This is a genomic window from Pseudomonas salicis (assembly GCF_057128705.1).
This window is the reverse complement of the sequence record NZ_JBSKHU010000008.1, coordinates 147,086-166,359: the sequence shown is the minus strand read 5'-3', so window position 1 is coordinate 166,359 and position 19,274 is coordinate 147,086. Positions and strand designations below refer to the sequence as shown.

15 protein-coding genes and 1 other RNA gene are annotated in these 19,274 nt (G+C 60.9%); 6 read left to right on the top strand and 10 right to left on the bottom strand.

From position 1 onward, the window contains the following. Positions 1–303 precede the first annotated feature (303 nt). The 3 genes from ACWKWE_RS26485 (at position 304) to ACWKWE_RS26475 (ending at position 3,599) form a co-directional block, all read left to right on the top strand. Complete coding sequence (locus ACWKWE_RS26485; protein WP_483852155.1) at positions 304–2,025, top strand: acid phosphatase; 1,722 nt, start codon at positions 304–306, stop codon at positions 2,023–2,025. 128 nt (positions 2,026–2,153) lie between these two features. Beyond that, a complete protein-coding gene (locus tag ACWKWE_RS26480) occupies positions 2,154–2,651 on the top strand; it encodes an N-acetylmuramoyl-L-alanine amidase (RefSeq protein WP_483852154.1) in 498 nt (165 codons plus the stop codon). A gap of 111 nt (positions 2,652–2,762) precedes the next feature. After that, positions 2,763–3,599, top strand: a complete 837-nt coding sequence (locus tag ACWKWE_RS26475; protein ID WP_483852153.1) for a PhzF family phenazine biosynthesis protein — start codon at positions 2,763–2,765, stop codon at positions 3,597–3,599. A gap of 55 nt (positions 3,600–3,654) precedes the next feature. Here the strand turns inward: ACWKWE_RS26475 and ACWKWE_RS26470 are convergent, their stop codons facing one another. From ACWKWE_RS26470 to coaA, 3 genes are all read right to left on the bottom strand, one after another. After that, positions 3,655–4,878, bottom strand: a complete 1,224-nt coding sequence (locus tag ACWKWE_RS26470) for an MFS transporter (protein ID WP_483852152.1) — start codon at positions 4,876–4,878, stop codon at positions 3,655–3,657. A 150-nt stretch (positions 4,879–5,028) separates the two neighbouring features. Continuing rightward, entirely contained in the window at positions 5,029–5,397 is a 369-nt protein-coding gene (locus ACWKWE_RS26465; protein ID WP_483852151.1) for a Rap1a/Tai family immunity protein, read from the bottom strand. Further along, positions 5,397–6,299, bottom strand: coding sequence for a type I pantothenate kinase (coaA, locus tag ACWKWE_RS26460; protein WP_483852150.1), 903 nt, complete (start codon positions 6,297–6,299; stop codon positions 5,397–5,399). The genes ACWKWE_RS26465 and coaA overlap by 1 nt, the downstream gene beginning before the upstream one ends. A gap of 509 nt (positions 6,300–6,808) precedes the next feature. Between coaA and ACWKWE_RS26455 the strand changes: the two genes are divergently transcribed. Both ACWKWE_RS26455 and ACWKWE_RS26450 read left to right on the top strand, forming a co-directional pair. Further along, entirely contained in the window at positions 6,809–8,140 is a 1,332-nt protein-coding gene (locus ACWKWE_RS26455) for a hypothetical protein (RefSeq protein WP_166597868.1), read from the top strand. A gap of 126 nt (positions 8,141–8,266) precedes the next feature. Beyond that, positions 8,267–8,491, top strand: coding sequence for a hypothetical protein (locus tag ACWKWE_RS26450; RefSeq protein ID WP_166597869.1), 225 nt, complete (start codon positions 8,267–8,269; stop codon positions 8,489–8,491). A 17-nt stretch (positions 8,492–8,508) separates the two neighbouring features. Here ACWKWE_RS26450 and ACWKWE_RS26445 read toward each other — a convergent pair whose 3' ends face one another. Together ACWKWE_RS26445 and ACWKWE_RS26440 are read right to left on the bottom strand one after the other, a co-directional pair. Next, positions 8,509–10,470 carry a hypothetical protein gene (locus ACWKWE_RS26445; protein WP_483852149.1) on the bottom strand — a complete coding sequence of 654 codons (1,962 nt, stop codon included), beginning with the start codon at positions 10,468–10,470 and terminating at the stop codon, positions 8,509–8,511. Positions 10,471–10,476: 6 nt separating this feature from the next. Next, positions 10,477–10,938, bottom strand: coding sequence for a hypothetical protein (locus ACWKWE_RS26440; protein ID WP_483852148.1), 462 nt, complete (start codon positions 10,936–10,938; stop codon positions 10,477–10,479). 158 nt (positions 10,939–11,096) lie between these two features. On the opposite strand from ACWKWE_RS26440, the gene ACWKWE_RS26435 reads away from it, so the two are divergent. Beyond that, a complete protein-coding gene (locus ACWKWE_RS26435; protein ID WP_166597872.1) occupies positions 11,097–12,173 on the top strand; it encodes a hypothetical protein in 1,077 nt (358 codons plus the stop codon). Positions 12,174–12,188: 15 nt separating this feature from the next. Here the strand turns inward: ACWKWE_RS26435 and ffs are convergent. The 5 genes from ffs to zipA form a co-directional block, all read right to left on the bottom strand. Further along, positions 12,189–12,285, bottom strand: an RNA gene (gene ffs, locus ACWKWE_RS26430) — signal recognition particle sRNA small type. Between the two features lie 144 nt (positions 12,286–12,429). Further along, entirely contained in the window at positions 12,430–14,235 is a 1,806-nt protein-coding gene (locus tag ACWKWE_RS26425) for a sensor domain-containing phosphodiesterase (protein WP_483852147.1), read from the bottom strand. Positions 14,236–14,400: 165 nt separating this feature from the next. Continuing rightward, the gene (locus ACWKWE_RS26420; protein ID WP_483852146.1) at positions 14,401–15,567 is read right to left on the bottom strand and encodes a zinc-binding metallopeptidase family protein; all 1,167 of its coding nucleotides are present in this window, start codon (positions 15,565–15,567) and stop codon (positions 14,401–14,403) included. 296 nt (positions 15,568–15,863) lie between these two features. Beyond that, positions 15,864–18,227, bottom strand: coding sequence for an NAD-dependent DNA ligase LigA (ligA, locus tag ACWKWE_RS26415; RefSeq protein ID WP_483852145.1), 2,364 nt, complete (start codon positions 18,225–18,227; stop codon positions 15,864–15,866). A gap of 159 nt (positions 18,228–18,386) precedes the next feature. Beyond that, positions 18,387–19,244: a cell division protein ZipA gene (gene zipA / locus ACWKWE_RS26410; RefSeq protein WP_166597876.1), complete on the bottom strand. Its 858-nt coding sequence runs from the start codon at positions 19,242–19,244 to the stop codon at positions 18,387–18,389. Positions 19,245–19,274: the final 30 nt, after the last annotated feature.

Sequence of the window (19,274 nt, the reverse complement as noted above, 5' to 3'; positions counted from 1 at the left end):
CCCGAAGTCACACTGCGGTGTCGCAGGATGACCGCGGCCTTCCGTAGGAGCGAATTCGTTCGCGAAAAATCGTCCAGCCGATAGAGAGGTGTCAGCCGCACTGCCTTTTCGCGAATGAATTCGCTCCCACAGGTCATCGCAACCCCACAGGTCCGCGCAGGCCTTTCTGTTTGTGTGCGTCATGACAAAAGGGTGAAAGGGCTCAACCCTGCACCTCTTAGCCTGTAGCAATACCGTCACATTGCAGGATTAGGCTCCCTCGACATAATTCGCAACACTTCAGTTCTGTGAGCAGGAGCCGTGATGAGCGACACACCTCAAGACCCAAGCAAACCGTCCACCCCTGAAACTTCGATCGACAGCCCCACCGACACCAGCCGTCGCCGCTTTCTGGGCGGTGTCGCCGTGCTGGGCGCGGGTGCGACGCTGAGCGGTGTCGTCACAGCCAGCGAATCGAAAAAAGGCGGCGATGCCGCCGCGCTGGAAACCACGCTAAGCGGTCCTCATCTGGATAAGGCGCTGCACGACAACGTCAAAACCATCGTGGTGATCTACGCGGAAAACCGCAGCTTCAACAACCTGTTCGCCGATTTCCCGGGCGTGGAAAAACCCCTGTCCGCCGTCAAAAAGGACGATTTCCGTCAGCGCGACCGCGACGGCAAGGTCCTCGACAACTTGCCACCCGCCTGGGGTGGCGTGTGCCAGATTGGCCCGCAAAGCCTCGACGGCGTGACCTACGCCACCGGCGTGCAATATCAGGAAAACCTGCCCAACGCGCCGTACGCCCTCAAAGGTCCGTCCGGCGAAGACCTGCCGCTGGGGCTGATCACCCGCGACCTGTGGCACGTGTTCTACCAAAACCAGATGCAGATCAACGGCGGTAAGAACGACGCCTTCGTGGCGTGGGCCGATTCCGGTGGCCTGACCATGGGCTATTACAGCCAGACCCAATATTCCTTGCGCCTGTGGGACGTCGCCCGCGAGTTCGTGCTCTGCGACAACTTTTTCCAAGGCGCCTTCGGTGGCTCGTTCCTGAATCACCAGTACCTGATTTCCGCCCGCGCGCCGTTCTACCCGGACGCCGCGAATTCTGCCGCCAAGTCGCAAATCGCCACCCTCGAAAGCAGCGATCCGCTGGACTACCGCCTCAAGCCGCTGGAAAAATCCCCGGCCAGCGCGATGTCCGGCCCGCCGCAATTCGGCCCCAGCGCCCTGACGCCGGACGGCTATGCGGTCAACACCATGGCCCCGCCCTACTGGCCGACCTGGCTGCGCGACAAGGAAAAACCGGACTACTCGCAGCCGAACCTGGCCAACGTGCTGGTGCCCCAGAGCCACGATCACATCGGCGACAAGCTGTCGAAAAAGGATATCGACTGGGCCTGGTACGCCGGGGCCTGGCAGGTGACCCTGGACGAGTACAAGGATTCCACGGGCATCCCGAAGATCCCGAACTTCCAGTACCACCACCAGCCGTTCAACTACTTCAAGCAGCAAGGCCCGGAGAACCCGTCCGAGCGTAAGAAACGTCTGCGCGACGGCGGCCTGGGGGATGAAGCCAGCACCAACAGGTTCCTCGCCGACGCCGAGGCGGGCAAGCTGCCTGCCGTGACGTTCTACAAGCCACAGGGCAACCTGAACATGCACGCCGGTTACGCCGACGTGGCCGCCGGTGACCGTCACATCGACCGCGCCCTGAAAGTCCTGCGTAACAGCCCGCAATGGAAAAACATGGTGGTTGTCGTGACCGTGGACGAGAACGGTGGCTGGTGGGACCACGTGGCACCGCCGAAAGGTGATCGCTGGGGTCCGGGCACGCGGGTTCCGGCCCTCGTCGTTTCGCCGTTCGCCCGCAAGGGCACCGTGGACCACACGGTCTATGACACGGCGTCGATCCTGCGCCTGATAACCCGTGTGCACGGCCTGGAAAAACTCGACGGCCTGACCGAACGCGACAACGCGATGATCGCCCGTGGCCAAACGCCCATGGGCGACCTGACCAACGCGCTGCACTTCCCGGCCTGATCGAAGCTCCGCCTCCTTCGCAACGTTGCAGCCGTCATGGAGACGTTCTGCAACGTTTGCGGAGTTGACCTTCGCCCTCCTTGCGTATTCCTTCAGGGTTCCTATTGACCTTGCAAGGAAGCAAAACCATGAAAGCATCACCTCCACTTTATAAACCGACCTTTCGCACGGCCACCGATCTGCTGGTGGTCCACTGCTCGGCGACTCGTCCCACGTACGACATCGGCGTGAGGGAGATCACTCAATGGCACGTCCAGCGTGGCTTCGATACGGTGGGCTACCACTACGTCATCCGCCGCAACGGCGCCGTGGAAACCGGTCGCCCGGAGACAGCCGTCGGCGCTCACGTCAAAGGCCATAACTCACGCTCGATCGGCATATGCCTGGCCGGAGGCCTGGACGCAGCCGGGAAACCCGCCAACACCTTCACCACCGCGCAATTCGCCGCCTTGGGACAACTGCTGGACGACCTGCGCAAACGCTATCCCGACGCCCGCATCCTGGGCCATCGAGACCTGTCACCGGACCGCAATGGCGACGGCGTCATCAGCGCCGATGAGTTCATCAAGGCCTGTCCCTCGTTCGATGTGACCGCCTGGTTATCGGGCCGCGAACTGGCCGGGTGACGTCTCTGCAGACCACACACATTGGCCGGGAATGAGTGTGAATCTGTGCCTGTACAGCGTGGTCGCGCCTGCCTAGAGTGACCGCGCCCACCGCATAAACAGGAGAGTACCGTGCCCCAACCACTGAGTTTTCAGCAGGTCGATGTCTTTTCCAGCGCCGCCACCGAGGGCAACCCGCTGGCCGTGGTGATCGCCGCCGATGACGTGACTGACGCGCAGATGGCCGCGTTCGCCCGCTGGACCAACCTCAGCGAGACCACGTTCCTGCTACGTCCGACGCACCCCGACGCCGACTACCGCGTGCGCATTTTCACCACCACCCGCGAGCTGCCATTCGCAGGGCACCCGACGTTGGGCAGCTGTTTCGTCTGGCTCGACAACGGCGGCATTCCCAAGGGCGATGAAGTGGTTCAGGAATGCGGCGCGGGACTGGTCCGCTTGCGTCGCGACGGTTCCCGCCTTGCCTTCGCGGCGCCCCCGTTGAAACGCAGCGGTCCGGTAGAAGCGGAGGTGTTGCAGGCCATCGCCACCGGTTTGCAGATCCAGCCCGAGCGCATCGTTGCCAGCCAATGGGCCGACAATGGCCCCGGCTGGGTCGCGATCCTGCTCGAAAGCCGGGACGAATTGCTGGCGATCCAACCGGATTACCCAGCGCTGAAAGGCATGAATATTGGTGCCGTCGCACCCTGGACAGGCGCCGACGCCGAGGCCGATTTCGAAGTGCGCGCCCTGATCGGTGACATCGCTGCGGAAGACCCGGTGACCGGAAGCCTCAACGCAAGCCTGGCGCAATGGCTGATTGGCGCAGGGTTGGCGCCAAGCGCCTACACCGCCCGCCAAGGCACGGTGATTGGGCACAAGGGGCGAATCCACATCGAACAGATCGGCGAGCGGATTTGGGTCGGTGGCGATGTGCAGCCCTGTGTGGTGGGTCGAGTGACGTTGTAGTCCCTCTCAAACGACCGGTCCGCGATCAATTGCGGCCGGTCCTGACATCGCCCGCTCAGACGCCCGCAGCAACCGGTGCGTCTTCCGACGGCAGCTCCTTTCCTTCCCTCGGCAACCGCAACGCCAGCCCAGCCATCACCAGCGCGACCAGTCCGATCGCCACATACAGCCCTGAAAACGATCCGCTGAAACTCGCCAGCACACCGCCGCTGAAGTTGCCGAGCATGCCGCCCACCCCTTGCATGATGTTCGCGACACCAAAAAGGGTGACGGCCAACGCAGCCGTGCTGGCCATTTTCGAGACGTAGGCCGGGATCAGCCCGAAGATGGGGTAGAACGCGAGGGAGAACAGCACCCCCGCCACCAGTGGCCAATACCCGGCCGGGTGCACGACGAGGATCAACGACGCCACCGCCACGCAGACGAACACCAGCATCATGGTAATGCGCAGTCCGATGCGATCCGACAGCCAGCCCACTGCGAGGCCCGCGAACATGCCGACGAAACCGATGCTGGCCCAGATCTGCGCGGTGTAGGTCACGTCGAAATTCAGTTCGGTGCGCAGGTAGGACGACAGGTAGTTCTGGAACGGAAAGGTCGAGAAGCCGAGCAGGAAATTAATCGCCCAGACCATCAGCACCCACGGTTGCAACATCGCCGTTTTTCCGACCTTCGCCGTGGGATCGATTGCAGCAGTGGCGCGGGAGGTGTTGACGAACAGCCGCGCACGTTTGAACACGATCAGCACGCCGACGGCCAACATGGTGGTGATCAGCCCGACGATCCACCACACGGTGCGCCATTCCCCCTGCGGCGCATACAGCGGCACCAACAGGCTGTTGACGAACACGCCGTAGCTGGTGCCGCTGGACACCAGTCCCATGGCCATGCCGCGGTATTTGTAAGCGACCGTGCGCGAGATGACGTCGACCATCGGCACGAACACCGTGGCCGCCGTGCCCGCCAATACGGTCAGCAGCACGCCGATCAGCAGCACACTCTGGGCCATCGACAGTACGATCAGCGCCAAGGCGCACACCACGCCAGAGCCAAAAATCACCCAGCCGCCGCCGAGCCGCGCCGTCAACCAGGCAGCCACCAACGCGCACGTCAGATAGCCGAATTGCCCGGCAGCCGTCAGGGTGCCCACGTAGGAAATGTCGAAGCCCAGACTGGCGCGCATGTCCGGCACCAACTGGGCAAACAGGTAAATTCCGAAACCGAAGGTGGCTGCGACCAGGCCGGTCAGCAGCACCACGATCAACGCATTGATGCGCATGGTCAGCGTCCTTTCTTTTCCAGGCAAGTACCAGAAATGCACCTTCAAACCGGCTGAAGATGGGCTTATAGATGTAGGAGAATTCGCCAACAAATCAGGCTGGCCCATCAACTCTAGACGTTGATGGCGTTCACGCTCGGGGCGTGACGTTTATTGGCAAGGGAAGGCGTTTTTTAGCGCAGCGGTGACCAGCACGGACTCGTTCAAATGCAGGCTTTGCGGGTGTTCTTCCAGTGACTGGACCACAATGCGCATCGACTGAACCATCGGAATGCCGCCTTCGGGCACGCACACCAGCTTCGGCGTACCGCCCGCTTCGTGGACAAGATCAAGGGTGTCGATGGTGGCTTGTAGCACGCCGACGCAGTGGCCGATCCCCACGGGATTTTTCGCCGTCCCGCCGCCCATGCTGGCGATCCCGTCCTGGCATTCGAGCAACAGCGTATTGCCGTCCGCCAGGGCAGATGCACTGAAACACAGGGCGAACAGCGCCGAAGCAAACAGGACGGGTTTGAGCATCAGCGCAGCCACAATTCCTTAACCGAATGATCCGCCGCCTTGCGCACCACCAGACTCGCGCGCTCGCGGGTTGGCAGGATGTTTTCCAGCAGGTTCGGCCGGTTGATGTCGCGCCAGATCTTGCGCGCCGCGTCAGGGGATTTCTCGGGAGGCAAGTCAGCGAGTTCGCGGAAGTAAGCACCACGCGCACGAAACGCCGTTTGTTGCAGCATCAGGAACCGCTCGACGTACCAGCGCTCGATATCGCCCTCGGCAGCGTCCAGATAGATCGAGAAGTCGAAAAAGTCCGACACGATGCTGCCCGGCTTCTGACCGTCGTTGCCTTCGGTTTGCAGAACGTTCAGCCCTTCGAAAATCAGGATGTCCGGCTGGCTGATCTCGATGAATTTGTCCGGCACGATGTCATAGCTGATGTGCGAATACACCGGCGCGCTGATCACCGGAATGCCAGCCTTGAGGTCGGAAAGAAACTTGACCATGCGCTTGCGATCGTAGCTTTCCGGAAAGCCCTTGCGGTGCATGATATCCCCTGCTGCCAGCTTGGCATTGGGGTGGAGAAAGCCGTCGGTAGTGACCAGATCGACCCGCGGATGATCGGGCCAGCGGGCCATCAGCGCCTGTAACACACGGGCGAAAGTGCTCTTGCCCACGGCGACGCTGCCTGCAACGGCCACCACGTACGTCTGTTTTTTTGCCGGACGGCCAAGGAACGTGTCCTTGATGCTGGCCAGACTGCGGGCCGCGTTGACGTGCAAGTTGATCAGGCGCGACAGCGGAAGATAGATATTGACGACATCTTCCAGGGAAATATCTTCGTTTACGCCCCGTAATGCCGCCAGATCTTCTTCGGATAAAGTCAGTGGCGTGCTGGCGCGCAGCCCCGCCCATTCCGCGCTGGTCATTACGAGATAGTCATCAGGCGCCATCTATAGCCTTCCAATCCAGGTGTCCGTATCGACAATGGTGCGAAGACTATCGTATTGACCCAAAAACAGGGCAGATTTCTTTGATTTCCCACGCATTATTGGCGCGGAAAACGCTGTCTCAATCCCGCGCATTGCGCCAAATCAAGCCACTCTCAATTAATCCGTTTCACGACATCCTGTATTCGGTGGTCAGGTGAGAAACCTCGTGCACCACGCCCCGCCGTTCCCGAATCGTTTCAGCAGAATCTCAGACGTTTACCCGAGCGAGCACACCGAGCGAACAGATTTCCACCCCTGAACAGGACAGTTAACGGACCCGGACTACAACTCACGCCATCCTTGACTGACAGCGACCCCAACCTCCGTCCAAGGATGATGAAGGCGGTCGTTACTTGTTGTTTCGACCGCTCTGCAGGCGAGGCCGCTGCATAAAGCCGACAACGCCTGTCATTCAACTCATCATGAACAATGGATTGATCCCAGCTATGCCAATCAAGCTCGAAATGCTCACGAGTGACCCCGAAGAAAAGGCCTTGGCCGTTCGCTATTGGGCCATGACCGAAGACGGGGAATTCAAGGAAAAGGTGATCGATCTGGTGCCCTTTCGGGACATCGCCCACAGCGGCTCGCTGGCAGGGCATGTCAGGGAATGGTGTCGTGCATTCGATGAAAACCTGACCTGCCGGTACTGCAGCGCGATCATGGAAGTCAAAAGCCGCTCACTGGCCAAGAAGTTTCCACAAAGGTCCATCCGCCCGTGCCCCGCTTGCCAAGTCCTGCAGGATCAAAAGGACCGCGAAGCACAGGCCGCCGCCACCGCAGCGCTTGACGTCCAGCTCGACGCTTACGTCGCCCAGCTTCCGAACCACGAGATCGATTACGCGCAGTTGAAAGACGATCAGGCTTTACTGCTGCTGGCGCTCAATGCGGCCCTGTCACCCCGACTGACCGATGGGGCGTTCACCGTCGACGACTGCACATCGCTGGTGCCTGCCGACGCCGATCGATTTATCGAACGGCTTGTAACAGCGGACGTGTTGCGCGAGGTTCCGCGCCTGGCCGCACCCGGCACGTATTTCTTGCTCGATGGCCATTTGGTGATTCGAACCCGACAGGTCGTCTACACCCTGGCGCCCGACCGGCAACCGGAGGCGAGCACGGCAATCCTGCGCAGCCAACTGGACCGGGAGTACAGCGACGGGTTGGCGTTGTTCAACCTCTGGCTGGATTTCGCCAGTGCCGACGCCATGAGTTACCTGGCGGACAAGTGCAGCGCATTCGATCACGATCTGGACGCATCCCAGTTCGACGAAATCAGGAGCACGTTGCGCGAAGGCTTGAAAACCCACAGCGTTTCGCAGATCTGGTACGTCATCTGGAAAAACGTCAAGGACGCCGCCAGTCTCGCCCGAATGGTCTACTACTCCGAAGCCCGCGCGACGGCCACGATTCCCGGCAAGATCCGCCGGAATCTCGAAAAGATCGAAAAGCAAAGCACGGACGTCCCAAAGTGGGACCGGCCCAATTACCAACCTGCCGGCACGTTAGGCATGCTCTTCAGCGACCTGTTCGGCATCGACGAAGACACCCCGGGCGCAGATGTTTACGCGCGTCTGACCGCGCTCATTCCCGACCCACCCTTTGCTGCCGAAGCGCCTCCAGAGAACGGGCCGGTCAAACGGCTGCTGTGCGATGCGCTGCTCCATGACACCGGCCCACAGATGCTGCACCGGTTCGCGGCGCTGATTCGGGAGGGGCATGGTGTCAGCGCAACCATTGCGAAATTGCTGCATGAGGACGCAATTTCCGGCGCCTGATACGGGAAACGGCTTCTGAGCGCGGGTTCAGAAGCCTTTCATACGAGGCCGAAAATAAATGGAACTCTGGTTTGAGCCGTGGTGACAAATAGCCACTAACTCACTCGCAACCAGAGGCAACCCTCGATGCGGCTTGAATCCCTGGCTATCGCACTGCTCGCCACCCTGACCGATGAAGTCGCCTCCCGCGTCAATCCGCTGGACTTCACCGCGCTGCTGTATTTGCGGGACCAGGGTTATGCCGCGGTGTCGGTCAAGGATGGCTGCGTGGTGGCCGAGCGCACGGCCGCCGGTAAGCAGTTCGCCAGTGACCGTGCCGGTGGCCCCTCGCGACCGAGGTATCGACGCTGAGCGGGGGAGCGCCAACCTCAGTAACCATGAGACTCGCGATATTTCTGGTACTGGTGGTACTCGATCCACTCCACCACGTCGTAAGGCACATAAAGCTGCCGTTTGGCCCGTGAAATGGCGATGTACACCGCGCAGATCCGCTGATCGAACGCGTAGGCGTCCTTGAATTTCACGTTGGTCAGCAATTCCGGCGTCAGCAGCACCTCATCGAACTCCATCCCACCGGCCTCATCGGCCTGCATCAACAGACAGCGCTTGTCCGGGTCGCCGACCAGTCGGCTCAGGCGGGTCACGTCGGCCATGCGGAAATCCTTGTTCTTGAGCAAGGCTTCGACCTGCAGAAACGACTCGTCGAACCGGTTGGCCTCACGCACCTGCGCCCAATCGGTCAGGTCGCTGAAATAGGGATGCAGCCCCTCGGCACTGCGTTCCGGCGCGTAAAAGTCCGGGTCTGACAAACCGACGGCCGTGGTCATGAAGTGTTCGAAACTGCGCCGCGTCGTGTCGTCCGGATACCCGAACGGACTCTTCGAGCTGTGTAATTCAATGGCCCAGCGCATCGTGTCCCAAGGCGAAGCGGTCAGGACCACGCAACGCTCCGGCGGCACGAACCCTTGCGGGTATTCGACAATCGTGACATCCGCATCACGGGTGCCTTCGAAGGGCACCTTGCCCTTCTCGGAGTGCTGGTAGATCAGCGGATTGACCAGGCGTTCGACGTTACGGCCCGAGCGCACCGAGTAGCTGATGTCCGTCTGTCGAACCCTGCGCTCGCGCTTGACCATCACCCTGCCCGGCTGCTGGTACTCGTCGCCAAGGGTGATCAGCACCTGTCGACCACGCTCGATGATTTGCAACAACGACGGCGGAATGTCCTGGCTCTCGTCGATCAGCACGTGGGTGTAACGGTCGGGCATCACGCAGCCCTCCAGATTCGCCCGTTTGATCATCCACAGAGCTTCGAACCCGGTCTGACTCGCCCAAGCCGGGTGCGCCTCCAGCCAGACCCACAGCCGACTGGCGTATTCCAACACCACCTGAAGCTCCAGGCTGCTGAGCGGCTGATTGAAATGCGGCAGATGTTTGCTCGACAGGCTGCGATCCCACGACTGGCAGTACAGCTCCAGCACCTTCAGGCAGATGTCGAGGGTGGCCTGGGCGCCGTGGTCGCGAAAGCCCAGGATGTTCAAATCCTGGGCCAGGGCCTGCCGGGTGGGGCCTTTGGTCTGCACACGTTCGGGCTGGAATCGCGGACCGCGCAGCAAGGCCTGGGCGAAGGCTTTGAAGGTCGAGCCGGGTGCCTTGCCCTTGCCGTGGTTCATCCGCTCGCGAAGGGTGTTCAGCTTGGCGGGGGTGCGCGCCAACAACAGCGTTTTCTCGGGTCGCAGGCACTCGATCAACACGCCGAGCAAATGGCTTTTGCCGATCCCGGCATAGCCTTGCACGTGCAGGTCTTCATCGAGATTGGCGCGGAAGGTCCGGACCAGCTTGTCCTGCGCCGCACTCAACCAACGCTCGCGAAAACGCGGCGTGACCATCTGCTGGCTGAACGGGTCGTGGTTGCGGTGATGGCGAACCTTGTACTCGACGTCCCATTGCCCATCCGCCAACAGGTACTCCCGCGCTGCCACTTCCTCGGCTAGCAGCAAACGCAGGTTCAGGCCTTTGATCGCCTCCAGCCCGAAATACAGCTGGCCCGGATCGAACAAGCGCCGCGCTTCCGACAGCAAGCCCGTGCCTGTTGAATGTTGACCCGTGACAGACCACGCGATCAGCCGCGCCAGAATTTTCTCCGCCGCCGCGCCACTCAGGTCCTTTTCGCTCATCTGCGCCAGATTCTGGATGACCAGCACGGCGGCCAGTTCCGGGTCGGTCAGCGTGTCGAGGGCAGTGGCACCGTCGGTTTTCAGCGCTTCACAGGTCACCGATGTGACAGGCAGAAAGACCGGCGTGGATAAATCGGAATGTTCCGGTTGCATGGCGTCTCAGGGCTTGGAAAGGCAGTGGATGTCGAGCGTGTATTCATAGTCGCCCAACGTGCCGGACATGCCGCCGGGGCAGGACCGGGCTTCGTCGGTGGCAACGTTATCGACCTGCTCGCGCAGTTCGTACACCGCCATCTCCAGCAGCTTTCGCAAGCCCTCGCGGGAGTGAGCGGTGACGCGCAGGTTCAGGTCGAACGCGGGCGCGGCAGGCGCCGGCACATCCTCGGTGGGTTCCGGTTGAACAGCGGTGGATGCCTGCGCCAACTCAGACTCGGGTTCAGGCTGCAACGGCACGCGCGTGGCACCTGCCAGAATCGCTGCGTGTTCCTCGTCCATCAGGTCCAGCACCTTCGACAACTCAAGCGTCTGCTCGGGGTGCGACTGCATCCGGTCCTTGAGTTCAAGGCGACGCATCTGCCATTCCCGGAGTTGTCGCCGGGTCAGGTCGTCAATCTTGTCCACTGCGCCACCTCTCGCTGTCGGGTGGCGGATTATGCCATTGATTGAGGTGCCGGACTGAACCGCGGGCGCAAGCTTGGCGATAATTCCTATCGCGAAACGGTCTGGGGAAGCCACACGTGGCTGCTAGTTTTCAGCGTATAGCCCAGGGAGTTTCCGCCATGACACGGACCGCCAATCAAGACCTTACCTCAGCCGACCACGAATTCGCGGCACCAAGCATTGTGGAAACGGATGAACACACAATCTCGCTCGCGTTGTTGCGTAGCGGATTTACGGTGAAGATTCCACCGATACCCAACGCCGTTCGCGGCAACTCGGGCACGGTCGCCGTCGTCAGCAAGTACGGAATGTCAGGCACACCGTTCACCCTCGACGACCCTACAACGCCGATCAGCATTCGCTTCGAGCCGGATCAGTTGCAGTCCATTGCCGGGAACGGGTACGTTCAATACGTCATCTTGCAAGGCCCGCTCGGGACGTCAGAAGAACGAGTCGCCTATTTCCAGGAGCCCATTCCGACGCCACAGGTAGAAGGTTTCGTAGAGAACAACAGGGACGATTTCATCATCCCCGGTGATGCCGTCGAAAACGGCCTGACCATCCTCATTCCGCCTTATGAAAACATGGCACCTGGCGACAGCGTCACCCTCTTCGCGACGGCGTCCCGTCACGGGGCGGGGGTATGGCGGGAGTATTCGGTCACGCAAGACGATGTGGCCAAAACCCTCGAGTTTCCCTATGAGGCAGACAAGCTGACAAAGCTGGTGCCCGGAACGATCAACCTCGGCTATACCGTTTCGCACAGCTCTCACCAGTTGGTGTCGCATCTCATCGAAATCGCTGTAACCGCCCTGCTCGCGGCACCCGAGCCGGTCCATCAAGAGACCGATCCATTCGGCAACAAACTCTTTTTAGCAGTGGTTGAGTTTGAAAATGGGGAGTATTACGCGCCCGTCACTCAGATGTTTGGCACTGACACCCCACAGGCCGGCGAGCGCTTGATGCTGGTGATCGACCGAGAAGGCCCGGGGTTTTCATACGTGCTGGAGGTCAAGGACACGACGTCAGAAGTGACGTTCAGGATTCCGGAATCTGATCTTCAAGGAATGGGCGGACAAGACATCGTCATGAGTGCGCTGTGGCAGCAATCGAGTGGCGAGCTGTTGAGTTCACTCGGTCAAAAATGGCGCGTGTTGGGGGGGGAACAAAAAGGAAGGGTAGTGCGAAACGGCTGAACCGCTAGGAGGCAACCCCACCAGCCACACCCCGGCACACAATGTTCCCGCTGTGGCTGCTCCCTTCCGGGCCTGACCAGGTTAACGGGTAATCGTTGCGGGGGGACCGATGGGGTCACCATAACGACACTCGCCAGTCGGCGAGCCGCGCCATTGTACCGGTCTGACGCGAAGTTACAACCTCTCGTGTCAGATAAAAAAATATGAGGGGGCTCAAGCACTTGTGTGCAAGGCGTGAGTGCCCGTCCCGCCGGTCTCAGTGGGACAGCGCCCGCAGTTGTCGGACCTTGTTGTTGCGCTCGCCGTTCATCCAGTGTTCCAGCGCGCTGACGGTCATGGGCCGTGCGACGAGGTAGCCCTGCACTTCGTGGCAGCCGAGCTGGCAGAGGATTTCATAGACGTCTTCGGTCTCGGCGCCTTCCGCGACGACGCGATACCCCAGCCGCCGGGCGAGGTCGACGATGGCTTCGACCAGGCGCCGATCCTTTTCATTGGCGTCGAGGTTTTCCACCAGCGATTTGTCGAGTTTGACGGTGGTGGCTGGCAGTTGGCGCAGGTAGGTCCAGTTGCTGTAGCCCGTGCCGAAGTCGTCGATGGCAATGTCGATGTCCAGCGCGCGCAGGCGTTCGAGTTGCTGGCGAGTGATGTCGGGGTTGTCGCAGAGTGCGCTTTCGGTGAATTCAAGTTCGAAACGGCCGGGGTCCATCTCGCTGAGGGCCAGCTGTTCGAACAGCGCATCGCTGAATTGCGAATTTGCCAGATCAATGGCCGAGACGTTCATCGCGACCTTGAACGCGTAACCCTGCCGCTGCCAGGTCCGCGCCTGCTCCACAGCATGGCGAAGCACCCAGAGGCTGAGCGAGCGAATCAGCGCGGTCTTCTCTGCCAGCGGAATGAACTCCGCAGGGCTGATCGGCCCCAACACCGGATGCTGCCAGCGCAGCAGTGCCTCGACGGTGACAATGCGCCCCGTGCTGACTTCCATTCTTGGCTGATACACCAGCGACAGCTGGTCCGGGCTGCGCACCGCGTCGGCCAGTGAAGCCAGCAACAAGAAGGCACGCTGCTGCGCGAAATCCAGATGCGGTTCGTACCAGCGCCACCCGGTGGACTTGCCTCGCGCTTCGTCGGCGGCGCTGACCACCAGACGAATCCAGTCCTTTTCGTCACAACGCCCCAGGCCCAGCGGCAAAACGCCAATGCCAAGGTCCATCTGAATCGGGATGTTGCGGCAGATCAACGGGCGCTGAAAATGCTTGATCAGTCTGCGAAACAGCAGTTCGGCCTGCTCCGGTCCGCCGTGCCGCATGACCAACGCGATGCGCGTCGGGCTGACTTTGTACAGCGCAGTGTCGGGGGGCAATTGCTCACGGCAGCTGTCGATCATGCAGCGCACCAACTCCTGGGCGAAGCTGTAGCCCAGTGCCTTGATAATGCTGTCGAGGAACACCGGGTTGACCATGTCCAGCGCCACCAGCGCGTGGTCGTCCCGGTCAGCCAGGGCGATGATGTCTTCCTCCAGACGCAGGCGGTTGAACAGCCCCGTGGGTTGGTCAACATAACTGGCCTTACGCAGGTTATTCAGTCGCTTCATCACCAACTGGCCGTACATCTCGAACATGGTGATGTCGCGGGCATCGAGGGGCGGGCGGGTCTTGTGGTCGATGATGCAGAGCGTGCCGAGGGCGAGGCCATCGGCGGTGACCAGCGGCACACCGGCATAGAAGCGGATGTGCGGATCGCCGGTGACCATCGGGTTGTCGCAGAAGCGCTCGTCAAGCAGGGCGTCCGGCACCTGGAACACGTCGTGGGAAAGGATCGAATACGCGCAGAACGAGATTTCCCGAGGCGTCTCCCGCTCATCCAGGCCAGCGCCTGCGCGGAACCATTGCCGGTGTTCACTGACGATGGAGACCAGCGCGATGGGCACGTCGAAATAATGAGTGACCATCGCGACGATGTGATCGAGCACTTCGTCCGAGCCTGAATCGAGAAGCCCCATGTGTTGAATTCGGGACAGACGCGAGGCCTCGTTTGACGGAGTTGGAGCGCTATTGGCCATATGCGAATCCCTTTGCAACTGCTCTGTGCCACTAGTATCAAAACGATATTGTTGAGGGAAAGTAGCATTAGATTCAGCGACGTGCAGGCATTCGCAGACCGGCGGTGATGACACAACCGCCGTTGCAAAGTTGCAGTTAAACGGCCATCCCCTCAGTTGGAGGGGTTACTGCACCTGAAGCACCTCATCTGCCTTGCCGCCCGCGCCCTGGATCACCAAATGAATGAAATGGAGCTTGGTGATCACCGCAGGCGGCAACACGAACGGGTAGAAATCCTGTTGCCCCATGGCGCGAGAAAGTTCGTTGAGCATGCCCGCCAGTTCGATCCAGGCATTGACGAAGGCAAGGAAGGACGGCCCGCCCGGATGTTGCGGGTCGTAAAGGGTGTTCAGCTCAAAAGGCTGGTAGTCGAGGTCCATGTCCCGGGCACTCATGCCCAGGCTGAGTGCGGTATCAACGGCGTCCATCATGTGCAGGTAGTGCGCCCAGGTTTCGGCCCAGTCTTCCCACGGATGCATGGTGGCGTAGGCGCTGACGTAGTGCTGCTGCCAGTCGGACGGGGCGCCGTTCTGGTAGTGATGATCGAGGGCTTCGGCGTAGCTGGCGCGGTCGTCGCCGAACAGATTGCGGAAACCGTCCTGCCAGTAGGTGTTGGCGATCAGACGGTCCCAGTAGTAATGCCCCACTTCGTGACGGAAATGCCCGAGCAGCGTGCGGTAGGGTTCGTGCATCTGCACGCGAACTTTCTCACGAATGGCGTCGTCGGCTTCTTCGACGTTGAGGGTGATCAGGCCATTGGCGTGGCCAGTGGTTGGCAGGTTGCCGTCCAGATCGACACCGAGGAATTCGAACGCCAATCCGCGTTCTTCATCGACCGTTTTCGGGATGACGGGCAGCCCGAGGGTGATCAGTTGCGCGACGAGACGCCGCTTGGCGGTTTCGATCTTCAGCCAGCGCTCAGGGTTTTCCGGGACGGACAGGTCGGGAATGGTGCGGTTGAGGCTACAGGCCACGCAGAACTCGCCAGCATTGTGCGCAGGAAATATCCAGTTGCAGGCCGCCGGGGTGTCGAGGTTGGCACAGCGGCGATACAGCCCGGCTTCAGGCTCGTCGCTCAGGCGCCAGGTGTTGAGATCGACGCCGGGTTCCAGGGCCGCGATTTTACTTTGTTCCGGCAGATAACCCAGGGCAGCCGAACAGGCCAGGCACTGGCTGTTGCGGAAAAACACCGACTGTCCGCAGCGGCACTGCCAGACCTTGCTGTTGCGCTTGCTTTCACCGGCGAAAGGCGCCGCGATCCGTGTGCTGAGTTGTTCGAAGAACTGGAACATAGCGATCTCCTGAGTGGGCTGCAAGCACTAGATCACGGGCGGTTGCGGGGGTTCCGGATATTTTCTGAAGGGGTAGATCTGTGATGAAAATCCGGTTTTATCTGGCCCACCGCTGTCGCTGCCGTCGTAACCTCCGGCGTCTCCCACAGGAAATCCAGACAACTCAATATTCTGTGGCAAACGCAAAACCTGTGGGAGCTGCAGGCGCTGTGCGACAGCCGCGAAGGCGGTGTTTCAGACACCCCCTTTTGAGCTGACCCACCTCCTCCAACAAGACTGCAATCAAAGGCTCTGAATCACTCCACAGAAACGTGGTGCTTTTTGAGAAATGCCACAAACGCCTCTTCATCCAAGACCTTCAACCCCAGTTCGTTGGCCTTGGTCAGTTTCGAACCCGCTCCCGGCCCGGCGACGACGGTGTGGGTCTTGGCGGAAACCGACCCGGACACTTTGGCGCCCAGGCTTTCGAGTTTTTCCTTGGCGACGTCGCGGCTCATCAGTTCCAGCGAGCCGGTGAGCACCCAGGTCTGGCCGGTCAGCGGCAGTCCTTCGACGACCTTCTTCTCGCTCTGCCAGTGCATGCCGAAGTCTTTGAGCTGCTGCTCGATCTGGAGGGCGCGGTCCGCGTTCTCGGCCACATCGAAGAAGGCTCTGACAGATTGCGCCTGCTTTTCCGGCAAGGTCTGGCGCATGTCCAGCCAGTCGGCCTTGACCACGCCTTCCAGTGTGCCGAACTTGTCGGCCAGCTTCTGCGCACCGCCCGGTCCAATCGACGGGATGTTCAGCTTGTCGAGCATGCCGCCCAACGTTGCGCTGGCCGCAAACTCCGCGCCCAGCTCGCCGACGTCCTGCAATTGCATCTTGCACTCGCCCAGCAACGCGCCAATGACGTTCTGGTTGTGGTCGTCTTCGAAGAAACTGTGAATTTCGTGGGCCACTTCCAGGCCGATGTCCGGCAGGTACGTCAGCACTTCCGGCAGCGCGACCTTGACCTTCTCCAGGGACCCCAGCGAGCGAGCCAGCACCTTGGCCGTTTCCTCGCCCACGTCGGGAATGCCCAGCGCATAGATGAAGCGCGCCAGCGTCGGCTTTTTGCTGTCGTCGATGGCTTTGAGCAACTTCTTGCTGGAGATGTCAGCGAAGCCCTCCAGATCGATGATCTGATCATATTGGAGCTTGTAGAGGTCAGCGGGCGAGCCGATGAGTTTCTCGTCCACCAGTTGCTCGATGGTCTTGTCGCCCAAGCCTTCGATGTCCATCGCCCGGCGGGACACGTAATGGATGATCGCCTGCTTGAGCTGCGCGCCACAGGCCAGACGGCCGACGCAGCGGTACACCGCGCCTTCGCTGACGGTTTCCTTGCCCTTGCTGCGCTTGATCAGTTGCGTGCGCTCGACCTGCGAACCGCACACCGGGCAGGTCTGCGGAATCTCGACCTGGCGGGCATCGTCAGGGCGGCGTTCCAGCACCACCTGCACCACTTGCGGGATCACATCACCGGCACGGCGGATGATCACGGTGTCGCCGATCATCAGGCCCAAACGCGCCACTTCGTCCATGTTGTGCAGGGTGGCGTTGGCGACGGTCACACCTGCAACCTTCACGGGCTTCAAACGCGCAACGGGCGTCACAGCGCCGGTGCGGCCCACCTGAAATTCCACGTCGAGCAGTTCGGTCAGTTCTTCCATGGCCGGGAATTTGTGCGCGATGGCCCAGCGCGGTTCGCGCGCGCGGAAGCCCAGTTCGCGCTGGGAGGCGATGCTGTTGACCTTGAACACCACGCCGTCGATTTCATAGGGCAGCGACAGGCGACGCTCACCGATGTCGTGGTAATAGGTCAGGCAGTCTTCAATGCCGTCCGCCACTTTCAGCTCGCGGCTGATGGGCATGCCCCACTCTTTCAGCTGTTTCAAGTTGCCGATGTGGCTGTCGGCGATGTCGTGGGACACCTGGCCGATGCCGTAGCAGCAGAATTCCAACGGGCGGTTGGCAGTGATCTTCGAGTCCAGTTGACGCAGGCTGCCCGCCGCCGCGTTGCGCGGGTTGGCGAAGGTCTTGCCGCCGACCTCCAGCTGACTGGCGTTGAGGCGTTCGAAGCCTGCCTTGGACATAAACACTTCGCCCCGCACTTCCAGCGTTTCCGGCCAGCCCTTGCCGTGCAGCTTGAGCGGGATGTTGCGCACGGTACGCACGTTGACGCTGATGTCTTCGCCGGTGGTGCCATCGCCACGGGTGGCGCCGCGCACCAGTGCGCCGTTTTGATAGAGCAGGCTCACGGCCAGGCCGTCGAGCTTGGGTTCGCAGCTGTATTCAACCTTGGCCCCTGCGCCAAACAGGTCGCCCACCGGCAGGTCGAGGCCTTCGTTCACACGACGGTCGAACTCGCGCAGGTCGGTTTCTTCGAAGGCGTTGCCGAGGCTGAGCATCGGGATTTCGTGACGCACCTGGGTGAACGCCGACAACGCCGCACTGCCGACGCGCTGGGTCGGCGAATCCGGGGTCACCAGGTGCGGGTTTTCCGCCTCCAGCGCCTTGAGTTCGTGGAACAGGCGATCGTATTCGACGTCCGGAATGCTCGGCTCGTCGAGGACGTGGTAGCGGTAGTTGTGAAGATCCAGCTCTGCGCGCAGTTCAAGGATGCGTTGTTCGGCGGCGTTCATAAGTGTGTTCTCGAAAAAGCAAAAGAGCAGCCGGGGCTGCTCGATCTATATTGCGATATAAACCTGTAGGAGTGAGCTTGTTCGCGATTGGATCAGGCTACGCGGCGTGTCAGACATGCCTCATCGCGAGCAAGCTCACTCCTACAGGTATTGCGTTTATCAACGACGCTGAGTCAGGGCGCGGCGCTCGAATTCGACGATGCGCTGGCGGTAGTGTTCGATGGTCTGCGCGGTCATGACGCTGCGCTGATCGTCTTTCAACTCGCCGTTCAGTTCGTGGGCCAGCTTGCGGGCTGCCGCCACCATCACGTCAAAAGCCTGTTTCGGGTGACGCGGGCCTGGCAAGCCGAGGAAGAAGCTCACGGCGCGGGTGCTGAAGTGGTCGATATCGTCCAGGTCGAACACGCCCGGCTTGACCGCATTGGCCATGGAGAAGAGGACTTCGCCATTGCCCGCCATGCTTTCATGGCGGTGGAAAATGTCCATCTCGCCGAAGCGCAGACCGCTTTCCAGAATGTTCTGCAGCAACGCCGGGCCTTTGAAGCCGCTTTCGTCGCGGGAAATCACGCTGATCACCAGCACTTCTTCGACCGGGGCCAGGTCCTTGTCTTCGGTGATGCGCTGCGGCGCCTTGTCGTCCGGGAAATCGTCATCACGGGCGCTGAACAGGCTCGGGCCGTCGGTGTCGAGATTCAGGTCGCCCTGCTGCGGCTCGTCTTTACGCTTGCCGCGTTTGCTTTCGCGCTCCGGACGCTCAGGCCGTTCGCGGGCCGCGCTCATGGTGGGCAGGTCGTGCTCGTCGAGCTGGGGTTCTTTCTGGGATTCGAGGACACGCGCAGGGCCCAGCACCTCGGCGGACGAGCCTTCTTCGTCGTCCGGCAGGTTGGAAAAGCTGCGGTCCAGCCTGAATTTCAACTTGCCTTTGCCGCCGCGCATCCGGCGCCAGCCGTCAAAAAGAATACCGGCAATGACAATAATGCCGATGACGATCAGCCACTCTCGCAGACCGATTTCCATGTAATCCCGTGCCTCTAATGAAAATTCTGA